This window comes from Pseudomonas sp. Marseille-Q7302 (assembly GCF_965111925.1).
Map to the genome: position 1 here is coordinate 3,944,282 of NZ_CBCOPK010000001.1, position 18,320 is coordinate 3,962,601.

The 18,320-nt window shown below is 65.1% G+C and carries 12 protein-coding genes; 2 read left to right on the forward strand and 10 right to left on the reverse strand.

What is annotated here, in order from left to right; translation table 11 throughout:
• Positions 1-74: 74 nt before the first annotated feature.
• The 4 genes from rmuC to recC form a co-directional block, all read right to left on the reverse strand.
• A complete protein-coding gene (rmuC, locus tag ACWPW1_RS18405) occupies positions 75-1,640 on the reverse strand; it encodes a DNA recombination protein RmuC (RefSeq protein ID WP_454253626.1) in 1,566 nt (521 codons plus the stop codon).
• A gap of 73 nt (positions 1,641-1,713) precedes the next feature.
• The gene (gene recD / locus ACWPW1_RS18410; RefSeq protein WP_454253627.1) at positions 1,714-3,795 is read right to left on the reverse strand and encodes an exodeoxyribonuclease V subunit alpha; all 2,082 of its coding nucleotides are present in this window, start codon (positions 3,793-3,795) and stop codon (positions 1,714-1,716) included.
• Positions 3,788-7,450 carry an exodeoxyribonuclease V subunit beta gene (gene recB, locus ACWPW1_RS18415; protein ID WP_454253628.1) on the reverse strand — a complete coding sequence of 1,221 codons (3,663 nt, stop codon included), beginning with the start codon at positions 7,448-7,450 and terminating at the stop codon, positions 3,788-3,790. The genes recD and recB overlap by 8 nt, the downstream gene beginning before the upstream one ends.
• Positions 7,447-10,878, reverse strand: a complete 3,432-nt coding sequence (gene recC / locus ACWPW1_RS18420) for an exodeoxyribonuclease V subunit gamma (protein WP_454253629.1) — start codon at positions 10,876-10,878, stop codon at positions 7,447-7,449. Before recC ends, recB begins: the two co-directional genes overlap by 4 nt.
• A 182-nt stretch (positions 10,879-11,060) precedes the next feature.
• On the opposite strand from recC, the gene ACWPW1_RS18425 reads away from it, so the two are divergent.
• Positions 11,061-11,558, forward strand: a complete 498-nt coding sequence (locus tag ACWPW1_RS18425; protein WP_454253630.1) for a hypothetical protein — start codon at positions 11,061-11,063, stop codon at positions 11,556-11,558.
• Positions 11,559-11,713: 155 nt separating this feature from the next.
• On the opposite strand, the gene yacG is transcribed toward ACWPW1_RS18425, so the two are convergent.
• The 5 genes from yacG to pilB form a co-directional block, all read right to left on the reverse strand.
• Positions 11,714-11,911 carry a DNA gyrase inhibitor YacG gene (yacG, locus tag ACWPW1_RS18430; protein WP_007160931.1) on the reverse strand — a complete coding sequence of 66 codons (198 nt, stop codon included), beginning with the start codon at positions 11,909-11,911 and terminating at the stop codon, positions 11,714-11,716.
• Complete coding sequence (coaE, locus tag ACWPW1_RS18435) at positions 11,908-12,519, reverse strand: dephospho-CoA kinase (protein ID WP_454253631.1); 612 nt, start codon at positions 12,517-12,519, stop codon at positions 11,908-11,910. The genes yacG and coaE overlap by 4 nt, the downstream gene beginning before the upstream one ends.
• A complete protein-coding gene (locus tag ACWPW1_RS18440; RefSeq protein WP_454253632.1) occupies positions 12,516-13,388 on the reverse strand; it encodes a prepilin peptidase in 873 nt (290 codons plus the stop codon). Before ACWPW1_RS18440 ends, coaE begins: the two co-directional genes overlap by 4 nt.
• Positions 13,388-14,605: a type II secretion system F family protein gene (locus ACWPW1_RS18445; protein ID WP_454253633.1), complete on the reverse strand. Its 1,218-nt coding sequence runs from the start codon at positions 14,603-14,605 to the stop codon at positions 13,388-13,390. Before ACWPW1_RS18445 ends, ACWPW1_RS18440 begins: the two co-directional genes overlap by 1 nt.
• Positions 14,606-14,816: 211 nt before the next feature.
• Entirely contained in the window at positions 14,817-16,511 is a 1,695-nt protein-coding gene (gene pilB, locus ACWPW1_RS18450; RefSeq protein ID WP_454253634.1) for a type IV-A pilus assembly ATPase PilB, read from the reverse strand.
• Between the two features lie 212 nt (positions 16,512-16,723).
• On the opposite strand from pilB, the gene ACWPW1_RS18455 reads away from it, so the two are divergent.
• Entirely contained in the window at positions 16,724-17,215 is a 492-nt protein-coding gene (locus ACWPW1_RS18455) for a pilin (protein ID WP_454253635.1), read from the forward strand.
• Between the two features lie 75 nt (positions 17,216-17,290).
• On the opposite strand, the gene ACWPW1_RS18460 is transcribed toward ACWPW1_RS18455, so the two are convergent.
• Complete coding sequence (locus tag ACWPW1_RS18460) at positions 17,291-18,289, reverse strand: SDR family oxidoreductase (protein ID WP_454253636.1); 999 nt, start codon at positions 18,287-18,289, stop codon at positions 17,291-17,293.
• Between the last annotated feature and the right edge of the window lie 31 nt (positions 18,290-18,320).

Consider the following 18,320-nt stretch of genomic DNA (forward strand, 5'->3'; position numbering starts at 1 on the left):
CCTCCCTGGCCGGCGATCCTCCTGCCGGCCAGCGGCCCATACCCTTCCTCGCCGGGCGCTCTGCCCCACCGCCGTCAGCTGCGGTCTTCCAGCTCCACTACATTGAGTTCCAACTCCGCCCGCTCGGTCCACTGGCCATCCAGCTCGGTGCGGACCGCCACGCCCAACTCCTTGAAGTCGGCCACCTGCTTGACCAGATTGCCCGGGCCGCCCACCAGCTGACCGCAGGCCTTGCGATAGGCTTCGCCGGCCTTGTCCAGACTCTTGCCGATGCCGTCCATGCTGCCGAGAAAGGTGCGCAGCTTGTCGTAGACCTTGGCCGCGCGCTCGGCCAGTTCGGCGGTGTGGCGGTTCTGGTCCTCGAAGCGCCAAAGCTGGCGGACGATGTTGAGGCTGGTCAGCAGGGTGGTCGGCGTGGCCACCAGCACGTTCTGCTCGATGGCGCGCTGGAACAGGCTCTCATCGGCCTTGAGCGCCTCGACGAAGGCCGATTCGATGGGGATGAAGAGAAAGACCATCTCCGGCGAATTCAACCCCGGCAGACTGAAGTACTCACGATCGGCCAGCTCACGGATGCGGTCGCCCACCGCGCGCACGTGCTCGCCCAGGGCCAGGCGGCGCTCACCCTCGTCCTCGCTGTTGACGTAGCGGGTATAGGCGTTGAGCGACACCTTGGCGTCCACCACCAGATGCTTCTTCTGCGGCAGATGGACCAGGACGTCCGGGCGGCGACGGCCGGTCTCGGTGGTGAAGCTGCGTTCGCGGACGAAGTCGCGACCCTCGCGCAGGCCCGAGCGCTCCAACACGTTTTCCAGGATGAGTTCACCCCAGTTGCCCTGGGCCTTCTTCTGACCGCGCAGGGCGGTGGCCAGGTCATGGGCCTCCTGGGTGATCTGGCGGTTGAGCTCCTTGAGGTCGAGCAGTTGCTGACCGAGCGCGGCCTGCTGCTGCACATCCTTGTGGTGGATGTCCTCGACCTTGGCACGAAAGCCCTCGATCTGCTCACGGAACGGTCGCAACAGGGCGTCCAGCGACTGCTGACTGTGCTGGGCGAAGGCCTGGCCCTTGGCGTCGAAGATGCGCCCGGCCAATTGCTCGAATTCCAGCTTGAGCTGCTCGCGACTTTCGCGCAGCAGCTGGTGCTGTGCATGGAAATGCTCTTCTTTCTGCTCCAGCGTGGTCTTCAGGGTGGCGTGTTCTTCGGCCAGGCGTGCATGGCGCTCCTGCACCTCGGCGTACAGTTCCTGCTCGCGGTGCTGTCGCTCGCGTAATTCGGCGAGCTGCTCCTGGCTCCCCTGCAGCTGGGCGCGGGTGGCCTCGGCCAGGGCGTGTTGTTCGGCGGTCTGCAGCTGGGCCTGGCGGGTCTGCTGGCGCAACTCGGCCTCCAGTTGCCGATTGGCCTCCAGCTGGCGCTGCAGGGTAGCGTTGCGTTCGCGCTCGGCGCCCAGCTCCACCACCTGGCGCCCATTGGCCAGTTCGGCGCGCTGCAGGTCGTCGCGCAGCATGTCGTAGCGCTCGGCGGCGCTGTCGATCTGCTGCTGCAGATAGCGCTGGCGCCCGGTCAGCCAGACGGCCGAACCCGCCCAACCGGCGAGCAGCAAAAGGGGAAGCACAAGGGAAACGAAAGGCAGGGAAGTCATGGCGCTCTCATTGCAGACGGCTCCCCTCACCTTAGGCAGGCACAGGAGGAGCGTCCAGCGTTTATCTGTACATTTACACAGTATTTCGCAAATCCAGGTCCAGGCCACTGACGCGGCGGACCCGGCGTGCCACCGCCTCGGCGAAGATGCCGCCGCGGGCCTCGATCAGGGTGAAATCATCGCGTGCCCGGGTGATGCCGGTATAGACCAGCTCCTTGGTCAGCACCGGGCTGAGCTGCTCAGGCAGCAGCAGCGCGGTATGGGCGAATTCCGAGCCCTGGGACTTGTGCACGGTCATGGCGAACACCGTCTCCACTGCCGATAGCCGGCTGGGCAAGACAAATCTCAGGCCGCCGCTACCATCGCCCCGGGGGAAGGCGACCCTCAGCACCTTGCGCCCGGGATGGGTGGCATCGGGCAGACAGAGGGTGATGCCGATGTCGCCGTTCATCAACCCCAGGCTGTAGTCGTTGCGTGTCACCAGCACCGGGCGGCCTTCGTACCAGCCGTGCTCACTCGAGAGCAGGCCGGCCTCCAGCAGGGCACTGGCGATGCGCAGGTTGAGACCTTCGACACCCCAGGGGCCCTTGCGCACGGCGCAGAGCAATTGGAAATCATCGAAGGCGGCCAATACCTGGCCGGCCCAGTGCGTCCAGGCCGGATCCTCCAGCACGCTGTCGAGGTGGGGCCGCGTCTCGTGCAGAACCTCGAGATAATGACGATAGCCACGAGCGCGCCCACGACCTTCCAGCACCAGACGCTCCAGGGCGCGATCCTCCGGTCCCTTGAGCAGCACCGGGTGCAGGTCGGCGTAGCCACCGTCGACCAGTACCTGCTGGGCCCCCAGGCCGTCCTGGGCATTGACCCGCCGTGCCAGTTGGCCGATGCCGCTGCCCGCGCCGAAGCGTCGCGAGCGCCTGAGCATCACCACCTGCTGGGCCAAGGCGTCACCCTGGTCGTCACCGACCGTCAGCGCCGTATGGGCGAGCGACTGACCGCTCACCCCTTCCAGCCAGGCACGGGTGGCGGGGCTGTAGCGCCCCGCCTCGGCGTCGCGACAGAGATCACCCAGCACCGCCCCCGCCTCCACCGAAGCCAACTGGTCCTTGTCGCCGAGCAGCACCAGGCGCGCCCGGGGCGGTAAGGCCGCCAGCAGGCTAGCCATCATTTCCAGATCGATCATCGAGGCCTCGTCCACCACCAGCACGTCCAGCGGCAGCGGGTGCCCGCGGTGATGGCGGAAGTGCCGGGTATTGGGTCGACTGCCCAGCAGCCGGTGCACCGTGGTCACCCCCGTGGGGATGTGCCGGCGCAGCTCGTCGTCCACCGGCAGACGACTGACCTGGCCGCCGATGGATTCGGTAAGGCGCGCGGCGGCCTTGCCAGTGGGCGCGGCCAGGCGGATACGCAGGGGGCGACCGGCCGCCACCGCCGGCGCCTGGAGCAGCGCCAGCAACCGCACCACGGTGGTGGTCTTGCCGGTACCGGGGCCTCCGGTCACGATGCTGAAAGCGCCACGTACCGCCAGGGCGCAGGCCAGCTTCTGCCAGTCGGGCTCACCACCCGCATCGGGATCCGGCGGAAACAGCTGGTCGAGGCGCTCGGTGAGATCCGCGGGCAGCGGCTCCGGGGTCGCCAGGCGCTGGCGCAGGCTGGCCGCCACCTCGCGCTCGTAATTCCAGTAGCGGCGCAGATAGAGGCGATCGCCCCCCAGTACCAGTGGCCGCTCCGGCGCGCTGCCGTCGCCATCGACCAGCACACTGGCCAGCAGCGCCTGGCGCCAGGCCTCCAGGCTCTGGCCTTGGAGCAGTTGCGAGGGCAGCAGCGAGCTGCGTGTCTCGTCACCCTCGGGCGGCAGCGACAGAGCGGCATCGGGATTGCGCAGGGTGGCAGCCAGATCCAGGCAGACATGCCCATGGCCGAGCTGATGGCTGGCCAGCGCCGCGGCCAGGAGCACCGCCGCCTCGCCGTCCGCTTCGAGCTCACCAAGAAAGGTGGTGAAGGCACGATCCACCTGGCGCAGCCAACCGCGCTGCACCCAGAGTTCCAGCAGGCGGAAGAGGTCGTCGCGCTGACGTAGCGGCGCCAGCTCGCCTTCCGGCACCAGGGAGGCCAAACGCAACAGGCGTTGGGTAGCCGTGCTGAAATCAGACATTGGGGTTCTCCGCACCGCTGAACAGCAGATCCAGGGTTTCGATCAGAGCCGCGGAGGGACGCTCGACGAAGACGCCGTGCCCGGCCGGATCGCACCCGCGCAGGAAGAGGTAGACGGCACCGCCGAAGTGACGCTCGTAGCTGTAGTCGGGCAGCCGCGCCTTGAGCAGCCGATGCACCGCCAGGCTGTAGAGCACGTACTGCAAGTCGTAGCGCTTGGCCAGGACGGCGGCCTCCATGGCCGCGCGGGTATAGGCACCGGCCTCGGCGCCCAGCCAGTTGGACTTGTAGTCCACCACGAAATAGCGCCCCTCGTGTTCGAAAACCAGGTCGATGAAGCCCTTGAACAGGCCGTTGAGCTGGCCCGGCTCGAGCACCGGACGGGCCTGGCCGCCCTGGGTACCGCGGCGAACCAGGTCATCCAGGCGCTCCAAGTCGACGCCGTGGGTGGCGAACCAGAATTCCATCTCCACCTGGTAGCGGGCTAACTCGCCCAGGCGCTGGGTGCCGCCCGGCAAGGGGAGCGGCAAAGCCAGCAGCTGACGTAGCCAGCTCTGCAGGATGGGAATCCAGTGATTCCAGCCGCGCCGCTGGCAGCGCCGGGCGATCAGGTCGTCCAGCCGCTCGGGCGCCGCCTGGATGGCGGCGAAGCCTTCTTCGCCGACCCACTCCAGCAGGCTGTGCAAGAAGGTGCCCGGGCCGGGACCACGAGGAAAGCGATGCAGATCCTCGCCGCCGGCCGGCTGACGGGCTTCGTCCGGGGCGAGCCGGTCATCGTCGAACAGCTTTTGGGCCGCGGGGGTATCCAGGTCCAGCTCCAGGTTGAGTTGGCCTTCCTCCCGCGCCTCGCCCAGGCGCGTGCCGATGCGCAGGGCACTGTAGGAGGCGATCCACCAGTCCTCGCGGGCCGCGCGACGGGCCGTCAGCGCCTTGAGGGGCACGGGCGCCTCGCGCGCCTCCGGCAGCCGCGTGGGACTGGCCTCGGGCAGCGGCAGGATAAGGGTGTCGGGTTGCGCGCCGATCAGCGTCGTCAGGGCGGCGCCCAAGGACGCCGAACTCGCCAGGGGCTCGCCACCGGTAGCCAGATAACCCAGAGCGCTGCGGGCGAAGCCGGAGTCCTTGCTGCGGCCGCGCTTGAGATCGGCCACCCCGACCCAGCAGGCATGTCGGGCACGGGTCAGGGCGACATAGAGCAGCCGCAGGTCCTCGGCCAGACGCTCGTCGTCGGCGCGAGCCAGTTCCTCGGCGGAGGGTTTGAAGGTGCGGCGCACCTGCCCCAGGTCGTCGTGATAGCGCAGTGGCAGGCTGGCGCCCTCCTCGGCGCGATAGGCGCAGGCGAAGGGCAGGAACACCAGCGGATACTCCAGGCCCTTGGACTTGTGCACCGTCACCACCTTGACCAGCTCGGCGTCGCTCTCCAGGCGCAGGATCTGTTCGTCGGCGGCGCCCTGGGCGGCCAGCTGCTCGGCCAGGTGGCGGATCAGCGCCTGTTCGCCGTCCAGCTCGCCGGCGGCGCGCTGCAGCAGTTCGGCAAGGTGCAGCAGATTGGTCAGCACCCGCTCGCCATCGGCGCGGGCCATCAGCCGCTGCGGCAGCCGGAAGTCCTGCAGCAGCCGCCGCAGCATGGGCAGCACCCCCTGGCCACGCCAGAGCTGGCGATAGCCACGGAATTGCAGCACCCGCGACTCCCAGGCCTGCTCGTCGTGGTTGAGAGCATCGAGCTCGGCCAACGGCAGGTCGAGGGTCAGGCTACCCAGGGCCGCACGCAGGCGGCGATCCACATCGGGCTCGGCGCAGGCCTTGAGCCAGTCCAGCAGGCAGCGGGCTTCCTGGGCGGTGAACACCGAATCCTTGTCCGACAGATAGACGCTGCGCACCCCACGGCGCACCAGCGCCTGGCGTACCGCCTGGGCCTCGCTGCCGGCGCGCACCAGGATGGCGATGTCGGCGGGCCGCAGTGGCGTGAGCGCCCCGTCATCAGAACGAAAGCCGGCCTTGCCCTCGGCCGCCAGGCTCAGCAGTCGGACGATCTCGCTGGCGGTGCTCTCGGCCAGGGTGGCGCGATAGGCGGTACCGGCCAGGGGTTCGTCGCCCGCCAGCTGCCAGAAGGTCAGGGCCGCAGCAGGTACGCCGTCGATCTCCAGCGCCTCGCGCCGTCCCTGGGCACGGACCGGCTCGAAGGGCACCGGATTGTCCTCGCCCTGGCGGAACAGAAAGGCTGCCCGGGGCGCCGTGGCCTCGCCATGCTGGAACACCTGGTTGACCGCCGAGACCATGGCGGCGGTGGAGCGGAAGTTGGTGTCCAGCGAATGCAGGTGGCCGGCGTTGGCGCGGCGGGCTTGCAGATAGGTATGGATATCGGCGCCGCGGAAGGCGTAGATGGCCTGCTTGGGATCGCCGATAAGGAACAGCCCGGCGTCCTCTCCCCTCCCGTAGACGCTGCTGAAGATGCGGTACTGCACCGGATCGGTGTCCTGGAACTCGTCGATCAGCGCCACCGGGAACTGCTCGCGGATCAGCGCCGCCAGCCGAGTCCCGGCGCCATCGGCCTGCAGTGCCCTGTCGAGACGGGTGAGGATGTCGTCGAAGCCCAGCTCGGCGCGACGCAGTTTCTCGCGTTCGAACTTCTGCTGCACCCAGGCCGCCGCGTGCTCCAGCAGCGGCACCTCGGGGCTGGGCAGCTCGGCCAGTTGCCCAGGCAGGCGCGCCATGGCCGCCAGGGCCGGATGATCCGGCGGACTGGCCTTGGTCCAGGCCTCGGCGAAGCCCTCCTCGGTCAGCCGGATGAAGCCGGTGCCGATATCGAGGTCCTCGCTGGAGGGGTTGTCCGCCCAGGCGACCAGCTTGTCGCACCAGGGACCGAAGAATCGCTTCTGCAGCTTGCGCCCATCGACCACCTTGGCGTCGCAACCGGCCTGGCAGAGATCGCGCAGTTCTTCTGCCCACCGGGCCCAAGGCGCCTTGAGCCTGGCCAACCGCACCTGGCGTTCGGCCAGGGCGGTGGTCAGCAGCGTGGCAGGCTCGCCCTGGGGGGCGCCCAAGGCCTCGCTCAACAGGGGCCGCAGGCGCGCAGCCAGGGCGCGGGGTTCACCCCAATGCTCGATCACCCAGTCCAGCGCTTCCCCTTCGAGGGGATAGCAGAAGCGCCGCCAGTAGTCGCGCACCACCTGGGCCAGCAATTCGCTCTGGTCTTGCTCCAGGTTCTGCACGAAGAGACTGCCGCTGTCGAAGGCGTGCTCGCGCAGCATGCGCTGGCACCAGCTGTGGATGGTGGAGACGGCCGCCTCGTCCATCCACTGGGCGGCGATGTCCAGGCGTCGAGCGCAGTCCGCCCAGGCCTCGGCGGGAAAGTCCTCGCGCAACTCGGCGAGCAAGGGATCGGGCGCCGCGATCTCGTCGCGAAAGAAGCGCGCCGCCTCGGCCAGGCGATGGCGAATACGATCGCGTAACTCCTGAGTGGCGGCCTCGGTAAAGGTCACCACCAGGATCTGTGGCGGCAACAGGTCACGGCCAAAGGCCGTCTCGGAGGTGCCGTGGCCGAGCACCAGGCGGACATAGAGCGCAGAAATGGTGAAGGTCTTGCCGGTGCCGGCACTGGCTTCGATGAGCTGATTGCCCTGCAGCGGAAAGCGCAAGGCGAGCGGACGCTGATTCATGCCTGCCCCTCCCCGCTCACGACCTGCCAGCCGGCCGTATGAATGGGCGCATAGAGGGTCTGGCACCACCCATCGAATTCCTCGTCGGCGAGCAGCGCGGCGAAGTCCGCATATTGTCGGCGCAACGCCGAATGGGTCGCCGCCTCGCCCTGATAGGCCTGCTCGGCCGCGGCCATGGCCTTGTCCGGGTCATTGGCCAGCCAGGCGAAGGCGGTACGGGGCGCGACAGGCAGTGGACGACGCTGGCCCAGCGCCCAGGCATCGAGCAACTCGTTCAGCTGACGTCGAGCCAGATCGACGTCCAGCGGCGCCAACAGCAGGGTCAGATCGGTCGCCACCACCGCCGTGGTCAATTGCAGGCCACCCGCCGCGGCGACCAGGTGTTGAACCCAGGGTCGCAGCAGCCGATGCCATTTGCGGGTACGGGTGCTGCCCAGGCCATTGGCCTGAGCGGTCAGCGCCAGTAGTCCCGCGGGCCCTCGGCGCAGGCGTTCGAGGTTGGCCACCAATTGCAGCTCGCGATGTTCGATATCCAGGGTCACGGCCTCTTCCAGGGATTCGGGCCAACGCATTATCAAGGCCTCAACCTGGGCGACCACGGCGGGCAGCGGCTCGCGCAACGCCTGTCCGGCTCGTTCGCCAAAGCCGGCCAGTGGCAGGCGACCACTGCCGCGCAAGCGCTCCGCGGCGGCCATGAGCGCCTGGTCGGCCTCAGCCGGCGCAGCCAGTGCCGCCTCCAGCAGCCCTTCTCCCAACTGGTAGCGGGTCAGGGCGTCCAGGCCAAAGGGTTCCTCGTCTTCCGCCGGCGCATCGGGCGCCTCGAAATGCACCTTGAGTCGATTGGCGAAGAACAGGTCCACCGGCCCCCGCAGAAAGCGCGCCAGGTCGTCGAGGCCCAGGGGCTCTTCAGGTACCAACGGTGGCAGCAGGGCGTCCTCATTGCGCGTGGTGCGGTCATGCACGCCCAGCCATTCGGTGGCAAAGCTGAAATACCCACGCTCGCCGCGAAAATAGCGGGCGCTGAAGGGTTGCAGGGGATGCTCCTGGGTCAGGGCCGCCAGCAGACGCTCGGGCTCCTCTTCATGCCCTGCCAGCCGCCAACCGGCCTGGAGATGGTCACGCAACTGGGCGACCAGCACCGACGGCGGGCGCTCGCTGTTGTCACGGATGCTGCGCCCCACCCAGCTGACATAGAACTGATCGCGTGCCGAGAGCAGCGCCTCCAGCAGCAGATAGCGATCATCCTCGCGCCGCGAGCGATCACCGGGGCGATAGTCCTGGGCCATGAGATCGAAATCCAGCGGCGGATGTATGCGCGGATAGGCTCCATCGTGCATGCCCAGCAGACAGACCACCCGGAAGGGAATGGCGCGCATGGGCATCAGGGTGCAGAAATTGACCGCCCCGGCGAGAAAGCGCTGGGCCAGGCCCCCGCTGTCCAGTCCGGCCAGCCAGGCCTCGCGGACCACGGTGAGCGGCAGCTCTTCGTCCAAGACGACGTCCTCGCACAGCTCCAGCCAGCGCTCGCGTAGATTTTCCAGCTGCTCCAGCAGGTATTCGTCATGCTCGTCCTGAGCACTGAAGAACAGCGCCAGCAGCGCCTGCAGGCGAGCGCCCCACTCCGCCGGCCGGGCCGGCTGGGCCAGCGCCGCCTGGACCGCATCCAGCGCATCGAGTAGATCCACCAGCGGCCCGACCAGCGCGGCGTCCAGGCCACCCACCTCGTCGAAGGGTTCGATATCGCCCAGGGCCGCGCCGCTGCCTACGGCATAGCCCAGCAGCATGCGCCTCAGGCCAAAGCGCCAGGTGTTCTGCGTCAGGCCTTCAGGCAGGTCGAGGCGACTGCGTTGCTCGGCATCCAGCCCCCAGCGCACGCCGGCGCCCTCCAGCCAGAGATGCAGGGTCGGCAGATCGCCCTCACGCAGGCCGAAGCGAGCACGCACCGCCGGCACGTCCAGCAGGTCGAGGATCTCGCTCAGGGCGAAGCGGCTGTCGGGCAATTGCAGCAGATGCTCCAGAGCGATCAGCAACGGCTGGAAGCCACGCTGGTGCTGGTCGGCCAGGCTGAAGGGGATGAAGCGCGGATCCTGGCGGTCGAGCTGACCGAACACCGCACGGATGTGCGGCGCATAGGCATCGATGTCCGGCACCATGACGATGACGTCGCGCGGCCTCAGGCTGCCATCGCTATTGAAGCGCGCCAGGAGCTGATCGTGGAGGATCTCCACCTCACGCTGCGGACTATGGGCCACATGGAAACGCATGGACCTGTCCCGCGCCGGATCCACTGCCGGCCAGCGTTCGCGGGTCTCGGTCAGCGGACGCAGCTCGAGAATATCATCCTGCAACTGGCCGAGCAGATGCTGGGGTTCGGTCTCGGCGAAGAGATCGATACGGCCGCCGTTGAGGTCCTCGAACAGCCGACGATAGCCGTCAGGCTCGTCGAATTCGTCCAGCAGGTGGATATAGTCGCGGCCCTGCTTGCCCCAGCTCGCCAGCAGCGGCTGGCCGTGCTGATGCAGCGCCTCGGCATCCAGGGTCTGGGGCATGCCCGGCTTGCGCTGCTGGCGCCGATAGTTCTGCCGCAGCAGATCCTGGTCAGCGACGATGTCGGACCAGTGATGGCGACAGGGATTGTGCACGCAGAGCAGCACCTGGCTGAAGCGCGCCAGCGCGGCCAAGGCTTCGAGGGTCTGCGCCGGAATCGCCGACAGGCCAAAGATCACCACCCGCCGCGGCAGACCAGCCGGCGCTTCGGTGGCCGCCTGCATCACCTCCAGAAAGCGCCGGTGCACCCCGGCCCGGCTGCGGGCCAGGCCGCCGTCGCCCACGTCGGCCAACAGCGCCCGCCACAGTTGCGCCTGCCAGCGACAGCTCTCGGGCAGGGGGCGCCGACTGTCACGCAGGCTGGCCAGCAGATCGCGGCCCGCTGCCCAGTCGTTGAGCCAGTCGGCGCGGTAGACCTGGTAGCCGTCATAGAGATCGGCCAGACGCTCGGCCAGTTGGTAGCGCTTGCGCAGATCGCCGTCATCGTCGAGAAAACGCCGCAGTGCGGCGAAGTCGGGCTGCATGAGCAGGGTCGGCAAGAGCCGCATCAGGCGCCAGGTCAGGGGCGCGCGATCCAGCGGCGAGGATGGCGGTACCTGGTCACGGCCCAGTACCTGGCGATAGGTGCGCCAGAGAAAGGCCGCCGGCAGTTGCACTTCCAGCGCCGCGGCCACCCCGCAGCCGCCCTCGTCGTCCCCGCGCGGATCCTCGGCCAGCGCCAGCTTGAGCCATTGGGCGATGCCATTGCTCTGCACCAGCACCTGTTCGTTTTCCAATGGCGCCAGGGGATACCGCCGCATCCAGCCGACCGCCAGGCCGCGCAGCTCTTCGAGCCGATTGCCGTGTACCACCATGAATCCGGGAGTGAGCGCCTCGGACATCCTACGCCTCGCTGTTCGCTGTCTGCGGCCAGGGTAAGGATCACCCGCGCCGGATACCAGTCCGCAATGTGCCTACCGACGCATGACGCAGCGCACAGCCGCTCCTGTCTCCCCGCCTGAAACGAGGTTCCAGCCGGTAGACTCGGCCTCTATCGGCCGCCGGCCATCGACAGGATGTTTTCATGCGTTTCCTCGTTGCCCTTCCCCTGCTCCTGGGCGCTGCCCTCGCACATGCCGATAACGGCGAACCCGTCGACTGCTCCAGCCTGCAGGCCCAGTTACCCCTGCCCCTGCTCCAGCAGACCTCCGGCTTGCCGCTGGCCTATGCCCGCCAGATCGCCGGCGGCTGCGCCTTCACCGACCGCGACACCGGCCAACCGGCCAACTACCTGCTGGGCCTGTCGGCGGGCTACGAAAATGGTGGCAGGGCGCTGCCCAAATTGCGCCGGCAGGTGCAATCGCTCAGCGAGCAACTGGAGTGCAAGGCCACCGACGGCCTCGGCGAAGGCGCGAGTGCCTGCAGCAAACCGCTGCTGGGCACCCAGGTGTTCTTCATCAAGCGCGACCGCATCCATACGGTAACGGCGTCGAGTCCGCTGGAATACGAGAAACCCGAACTGGCGGCCAAACTGCGCCAGGCAGCCCAGGCGACTGCCCAGGCGTGGGCGCAACGGCTATGAGGGAAGGCGCGTCCTAAGCTTGTCTGAGAGGTCGCCGAGCGAAGGCCAGGCAAAGCAAAAATCTGTGAGGAAGCGGAGTTTACGAGTGGTAAATGAGCATTCCGAGCTGATTTTTAACGCCGCATGGCCGAGCGCAGGCACTTTTCAGACAAAGCTTAGTGGCCGCGCCGATTAAGGTCTTCCGAGTAGAGATCGTCTTCCAGCTCATTGCCCGGGATGGCGTGTTCTTCCGCCGCCCAGGCACCCAGGTCGATCAGTTTGCAGCGGTCGGAACAGAAGGGCCTATTGGCGCTCTTCTCGCTCCATTCCACGGGTGCGCCACAGGTGGGGCAGTCCACGGTGAGAGTGCTCATGCTTGGCCTCCGTCAAGGGTCAGATAAAAGGAATGCAGGCGCTCCACTTCGGTGTGGAGCGTGGCGAGATCGCCGTCGTTGCAGATGACGTCATCCGCCTTGGCCAGGCGCTCGGCCCGCGGCAGCTGCGCCGCCAGGATGGCCCGCACCTGAGCCTCGTCCACCCCGTCACGGCGCATGGCTCGCTCAAGCTGCAGCGCTTCCGGCGCGTCTATCACCAGCCCCCGCCGAACCAGCGCCCGCTGCCCGGACTCGAACAGCAGCGGCGACACCAGAATGGCGTAGGGCGACTTGGCCCCGGCCAAGGCCGCCAGGATCTCCTGGCGAATAAGGGGATGCAGCAGGGATTCGAGCCAACGCCGCTCGGCCGGATCGGCAAAGATCGCGGCCCGTAGCGCCGCCCGGTCCAGGCTGCCATCCGGCTGCAAGACAGCCGATGAAAAATGCCCGGCGATCTCGGCCAGCGCCGGTCGTCCCGGCTCGACCACCCAACGGGCGGCCTGATCGGCGTCGACACAGGTGATGCCCAACTGGGCGAAATGCTCGGCAGCGGCGCTCTTGCCACTGCCGATGCCCCCGGTCAGGCCGAGGGTCCAGGCAGAAGTCATCGGAATCCGGCGAAGTTCAGGTACAAGCCGGTTATTTGATCACCCCAGAGCAAGGCAATCCACCCCGCTACGGCGAGATAGGGACCAAAGGGCAAGGGCGTGCTGGTTTCCGCCCGCCGCAGACGCAAGGTGATGACGCCCAGGACGGCACCCACCAGCGACGACAGCAGGATGGTCAAGGGCAGGATCTGCCAACCGCCCCAGGCGCCGAGCAGCGCCAGCAACTTGAAGTCGCCATAGCCCATGCCCTCCTTGCCGGTCACCAGGCGGAACAGCTGGAACACCAGCCACAGACTCAGATAGCCCGCCACTGCACCCCAGACGGCATCGCCGAGGCTGGTGAACAGCCCGAATTGATTGGCGATCAACCCCAGCCACAACAACGGCAGGACGATCACGTCCGGCAACAGCTGGTGATCGGCATCGATCAGACTGGCCGCCAGCAGGCCCCAGGTCAGCAGCAGAAAGGCCCCGCCCTGCCAGGTCACGCCCAGATGCCAGATGACCCAGGCGGACAACAGTCCACAGGCGAGCTCAACCAACGGATAACGCGGGCTGATGGAGGCCTGACAACCCTTGCAGCGACCGCGCAGAAGCAGATAACTCACCACCGGCACGTTTTCCCAGGGCCGCACGGCACGCTGGCAATGGGGGCAGCGGGAACCAGGCCGCGCCAGGTTGAAAGGCGCCCCTTCCGGCTCGGCCGGCAGCTCCAGCACCTCACGCGCCTCCGTCTGCCAATCCCGCCTCAGCATCACCGGCAGCCGATAGACCACCACATTGAGAAAGCTGCCTACCAGCAGCCCCAGGATCAGCGCGCACAGCGCCGCGGCCAGCGGCGCGCCGGCTAGGAATTCCAGCAGCGCCATCAGACCACCGAGCCGAGCTGGAAGATGGGCAGGTACATGGCGATGATCAGACCACCCACCAGGACCCCCAGAACCGCCATGATCATCGGTTCCATCAGGGTGGTGAGGTTATCGACCATGTTGTCGACCTCGTCCTCATAGAAGGTCGCTACCTTGGACAGCATCTCGTCCAGGGAACCGGACTCCTCGCCGATGGCCGTCATCTGGATGGCCATGGACGAGAACACCCCGGTGGTACGCATGGAGAAGTTGAGCTGCATGCCAGTGGAGACATCGCCCTTGATCTTCTCCACGGCATTGCGGAACACCACGTTGCCGGTTGCTCCCGCCACCGAATCGAGAGCATCCACCAGGGGCACACCGGCCGCGAAGGTGGTGGCCAGCGTGCGAGCATAACGGGCAATGGCCGACTTATAGAGAATGGAGCCGATCAGAGGAATCTTCAGCAAGCCCCGGTCCGTGGCATCGCGAAACTTCTCCGATTTCTTGTAGAAGTGGCGAAGGACGAACGCGAGTACAAACAGCCCGCCAAGTACTAGCAACCACCATTCCTGCAGGACCTCGGAAATAGCAATGACCATAAGCGTAAAGGCCGGCAATTGAGCGCCAAAGCCCTCGAACACCGACTGGAACTGAGGCACTACCTTGATCAACAGAATGGCCGACACGATCACCGCGACCACGATGACTGCCGCCGGATAGGTCATAGCCTTCTTGATCTTCTTTTTCAGCGCCTCGGTCTTTTCCTTGTAGGTAGCTACCCTATCCAGCAGGGTCTCCAAGGCACCAGATTGCTCGCCGGCATCCACCAAGTTGCAATAGAGATCGTCGAAATACTGCGGCTGCTTACGCAAGGAGTTGGCCAGGCTATTACCGGCGGCGACGTCCTGCTTGATGTCGTCGACCATCTTGCGCATGTTGGGATTGTCGAAGCCCTCGCCGATAATGTCGAAGGCCTGCAGCAGGGGCACACCTGCGGTCATCATCGTCGCCAGCTGCCGAGTGAACAGCGCGATATCCATGGGCTTGATCTTCTTGCCCTTGCCGAACAGCGACACCGACTTCTTGCGCACTCGGGTAGGATTGATGCCCTGCTTACGCAACTGCGCCTTGATCAAGGCGGGATTCAAGCCCGTCATTTCGCCCTTCACCTTGGTCCCTTTGCGATCGGTCCCCTCCCAGGTGAAGCTGCCCATCTTGATAGCTTTATCGGCCATGGCCTCGACTCGTCAAAGGCTTGGCCCGCCTTGGCGGACCCGTCAAAAGAATGCTCTAAAGAGAGCCGGTTGCGGCTTTAAAGGCAAGCATCGCGCCAAATGCCAGCGTATTAGGCGCTCTATGATGCCGAAGCCTTATGCGCGGCCATCAACCGATGCGCCGATCAAGTCCCCTCTCCCTCCGGGAGAGGGCTAGGGTGAGGGAAAGCCCCTAGTCCTTGGTCACCCGATTAATCTCTTCCAGACTGGTAATCCCCTGCATCGCCTTCACCAGCCCCGACCGCCGTAGATCATTGAAGCCCTCTTTGCGCATCCGCGCCGCGATCTCGATGGAGTTGCCCTCCTCCATGATCATCTGCTGCAGCGCTGGCGTGACCTTCACTACCTCGTAGATCCCCACTCGCCCGCGATACCCCGCATTGCAGTCTTCGCAGCCGATAGGCTGATAAAGGGTAAAACTACCGATCTCTTCCTCGCGAAAGCCTTCGGCCAACAATGCCTCACGGGGCACCTCATGGACTCTCTTGCACTTGTTGCACAGTTTGCGCGCCAGGCGCTGGGCGATGATGAGGTTGACCGAGGTCGCCAGGTTGAAGGCGGGCACCCCCATATTCCGTAGACGCGTCAGGGTTTCCGCCGCGCTGTTGGTGTGCAGGGTCGACATCACCATGTGGCCGGTCTGGGCTGCCTTGATGGCAATCTCCGCCGTTTCCAGGTCTCGAATCTCACCGACCATGATCACGTCGGGATCCTGACGCAGGAAGGCGCGCAGCGCCTGGGAGAAGTCGAGTCCCTGCCGCGGATTGACGTTGACCTGGTTGATGCCTTCCAGGTTGATTTCCACCGGATCCTCTGCGGTGGAAATATTGATGTCTTCGGTATTGAGGATATTGAGGCCGGTATAAAGAGACACCGTCTTACCCGAACCAGTCGGCCCGGTCACCAGAATCATCCCCTGTGGCTGCTTGAGCGCCTGCAGGTAGAGTTCCTTCTGCACATCCTCATAGCCCAGTGCATCGATCCCCATCTGGGCGCTGGAGGAATCCAAAATCCGCATCACGATCTTCTCGCCCCAGAGGGTGGGCAGGGTGTTGACCCGGAAATCGATGGACTTGGTCTTGGAGACCTTGAGCTTGACCCGACCATCCTGGGGCTTACGGCGCTCCGAAATATCCATATTGGACATCACCTTGAGCCGCGCCGAGATTCGCGATACCAACTGCACCGGCGGCCGCGCCGCCTCGTGCAGGACACCATCAGTACGGAAGCGTACTCGGTACATTTTTTCATAGGGCTCGAAATGCAGGTCGGACGAGCCCTTCTTGATAGCATCAAGCAGCATCTTGTTGACGAACTTCACCACGGGTGCGTCGTCAGCGTCAGTACCAGCTACCGCCTCCTGCGGTCGCTCTCCTCCTTCGGTTTCCAGATCAAGGTCAAGATCGGACAACTCCAAGCCGCCGGTTCCCGTATCCAGATACCGCTCGATGGCTTGGTGCAGCTTGTCGTCCTCGACCAGCACCACCTCGACCGCCAATTTGCTGCCAAAGGACACATCGTTGATGGCTTGCTGATTGGTCGGGTCAGAGAGTGCAATGAAGAGCTTATTACCTCTTTTGCTCAACGGCAGGAAGTGATGCTGCTGCATCAGCTTCTCGTTGACGATGTCCTTGGGCAACTGCTCCTTGTCGATGGCCGACAGATCGAGAAAGGGAACGCCGAATTCCTGAGCCGCTAGCTCAGCCAAAGGTCGGCTCTGCACCAGCCGCTGTTGAACGAGATAGGTCACCAACGGCACCTTGGCCTGCTTGGCCTTGACCACCGCCTGCTGGGCCGCGGCTTCCGCCAGCAACTGGGCATCCACCAGCTGCCGTGCCAGCCCTGACAACATCACCGTCTCGTTCATCGTCATTCCCACCCATGGCTACAGCAGGCGTTATAGCACCCCCAAAGGTGCCCGCAAAATGGCGCCAGACAGCTGACATTTTTTGTCATCCCCTGCCCTTTTGTTGACGCCTATCGCACAGAAAGCGTGCTGCAGTAGCCACTTTTCTTTGGCACGGTCTGTGCTATACCTCAAACAGGCACGTTGGCCTGATCCAACTTCGGAGAGTTAGAATGAAAGCTCAAAAAGGCTTTACCTTGATCGAACTGATGATCGTGGTAGCGATTATTGGTATTTTGGCGGCAGTTGCTATTCCGGCTTACCAAGATTACACAATTAGGGCACGCGTGTCGGAAGGCTTGTCTCTTGCTTCGCCGTTAAGAACTGCTATCACCGAGACCTTCCAAAGCCGCGGGCCGACTGATATGAGCTGTACCAACGCAGCGACATGCAATGTGATTGGCGCAACACCGCAAGACGCAACAGCCTTGGCAGGAAACCGCAACGTTGCATCGGTCACCAGCGCAGCCACTGGCATCATCACAATTACTTACAAAGCAGCAGTGGTGCCAACTGGGGCTAACACCCTTCTGATTTCCCCTGTAGCAGCTGACGGCTCTACCGCAGTTGACTTGAGTACAGCAGCTGCAGGAACAGCTGTTAACTGGACTTGTAACGCCAACGGAACATTGGCTGCTAAATATCGCCCTGCAAACTGCCGATAACTGTCTAACTTAGATTCAGTACTTCCTCCCTACAACCCAACTAGAATATTATTTGGGTTGTAGGGAGGAGGCCAGTCATGGCATCCCCTTCCCCCCAAACGCCCCCCCCACTGTCCCCGTACTAAAACTCGCATCCTCCTCTGCCAGCGCTACATACAGCGATGCCAACTCCGCTGGCTGCCCTGCCCGCCCCAACGGCGTGTCCTGCCCAAATTCCTTCATTTGCCCCTCCAATTGCCCACCCGCCACCTGTAGCGGCGTCCACACCGGGCCTGGTGCTACAGCATTTACGCGAATGCCCTTCTTGGCCAATTGCTTAGCCATGCCCTTGGTGAGATTGAGGATTGCGGCCTTGGTCGAGGCATAGTCGATCAGCTCTTCACCGGGATCGTAGGAATTCACCGAGACGGTATTGATGATGCTGGCGCCCGGCGGTAGGTGCGGGATGGCAGCCTTGCTGAAGCGGAAGACGTGATAGACGTTGGTCTTGAAGGTCCGGTCGAATTGCTCGTCGGTGATCTCGAGGATGTCCGCCTTGCTCTGCTGATAGGCCGCGTTGTTCACCAGGAGATCCAGCCCGCCGAGTTGCTGGATGGCCTTGTTGACGACTTCTTCGCAGGCCTCCTGGGTACGGATATCGGCCGGTAGGGTGATGGCCTTGCGACCGGCGTCTTGGATCAGCTTGACCACTTCCTGGGCGTCGGATTCTTCGGAAGGGTGATAGTTGATGGCCACATCCGCTCCCTCGCGGGCGAAGGCGATGGCCACGGCGCGACCGATACCGCTGTCGCCGCCGGTGATGAGCGCCTTGCGCCCGGCCAGGCGACCGGAGCCGTGATAGCTGGTCTCACCATGGTCGGGACGCGGCTCCATCTTGCTGGTCAGCGCCGGCCACTCCTGGCGCTGTTCCTTGAAGGGCTCACGGGTGTACTTGGTGCGCGGGTCCTGCAGCGGCCTAGCGGGGCGAGGCGCGCTGGTGCCTTCCTGGGCAACGGCAGCGCCCGAAGCGGCAGCGGCAAGCCCTACGGCGGAGCCGACAAGGACATTACGACGGGTGAGGGAGTAATCGGTCATTGGGGCTCTCCGCATGGGCAGCTATCAATTG

Bases quoted from the DNA above. Each gene is read 5' to 3' on its own strand.
- rmuC (WP_454253626.1), bottom strand. From the start codon at position 1,640: ATGACTTCCCTGCCTTTCGTTTCCCTTGTGCTTCCCCTTTTGCTGCTC.
- recD (WP_454253627.1), bottom strand. From the start codon at position 3,795: ATGTCTGATTTCAGCACGGCTACCCAACGCCTGTTGCGTTTGGCCTCC.
- recB (WP_454253628.1), bottom strand. From the start codon at position 7,450: ATGAATCAGCGTCCGCTCGCCTTGCGCTTTCCGCTGCAGGGCAATCAG.
- recC (WP_454253629.1), bottom strand. From the start codon at position 10,878: ATGTCCGAGGCGCTCACTCCCGGATTCATGGTGGTACACGGCAATCGG.
- ACWPW1_RS18425 (WP_454253630.1), top strand. From the start codon at position 11,061: ATGCGTTTCCTCGTTGCCCTTCCCCTGCTCCTGGGCGCTGCCCTCGCA.
- yacG (WP_007160931.1), bottom strand. From the start codon at position 11,911: ATGAGCACTCTCACCGTGGACTGCCCCACCTGTGGCGCACCCGTGGAA.
- coaE (WP_454253631.1), bottom strand. From the start codon at position 12,519: ATGACTTCTGCCTGGACCCTCGGCCTGACCGGGGGCATCGGCAGTGGC.
- ACWPW1_RS18440 (WP_454253632.1), bottom strand. From the start codon at position 13,388: ATGGCGCTGCTGGAATTCCTAGCCGGCGCGCCGCTGGCCGCGGCGCTG.
- ACWPW1_RS18445 (WP_454253633.1), bottom strand. From the start codon at position 14,605: ATGGCCGATAAAGCTATCAAGATGGGCAGCTTCACCTGGGAGGGGACC.
- pilB (WP_454253634.1), bottom strand. From the start codon at position 16,511: ATGAACGAGACGGTGATGTTGTCAGGGCTGGCACGGCAGCTGGTGGAT.
- ACWPW1_RS18455 (WP_454253635.1), top strand. From the start codon at position 16,724: ATGAAAGCTCAAAAAGGCTTTACCTTGATCGAACTGATGATCGTGGTA.
- ACWPW1_RS18460 (WP_454253636.1), bottom strand. From the start codon at position 18,289: ATGACCGATTACTCCCTCACCCGTCGTAATGTCCTTGTCGGCTCCGCC.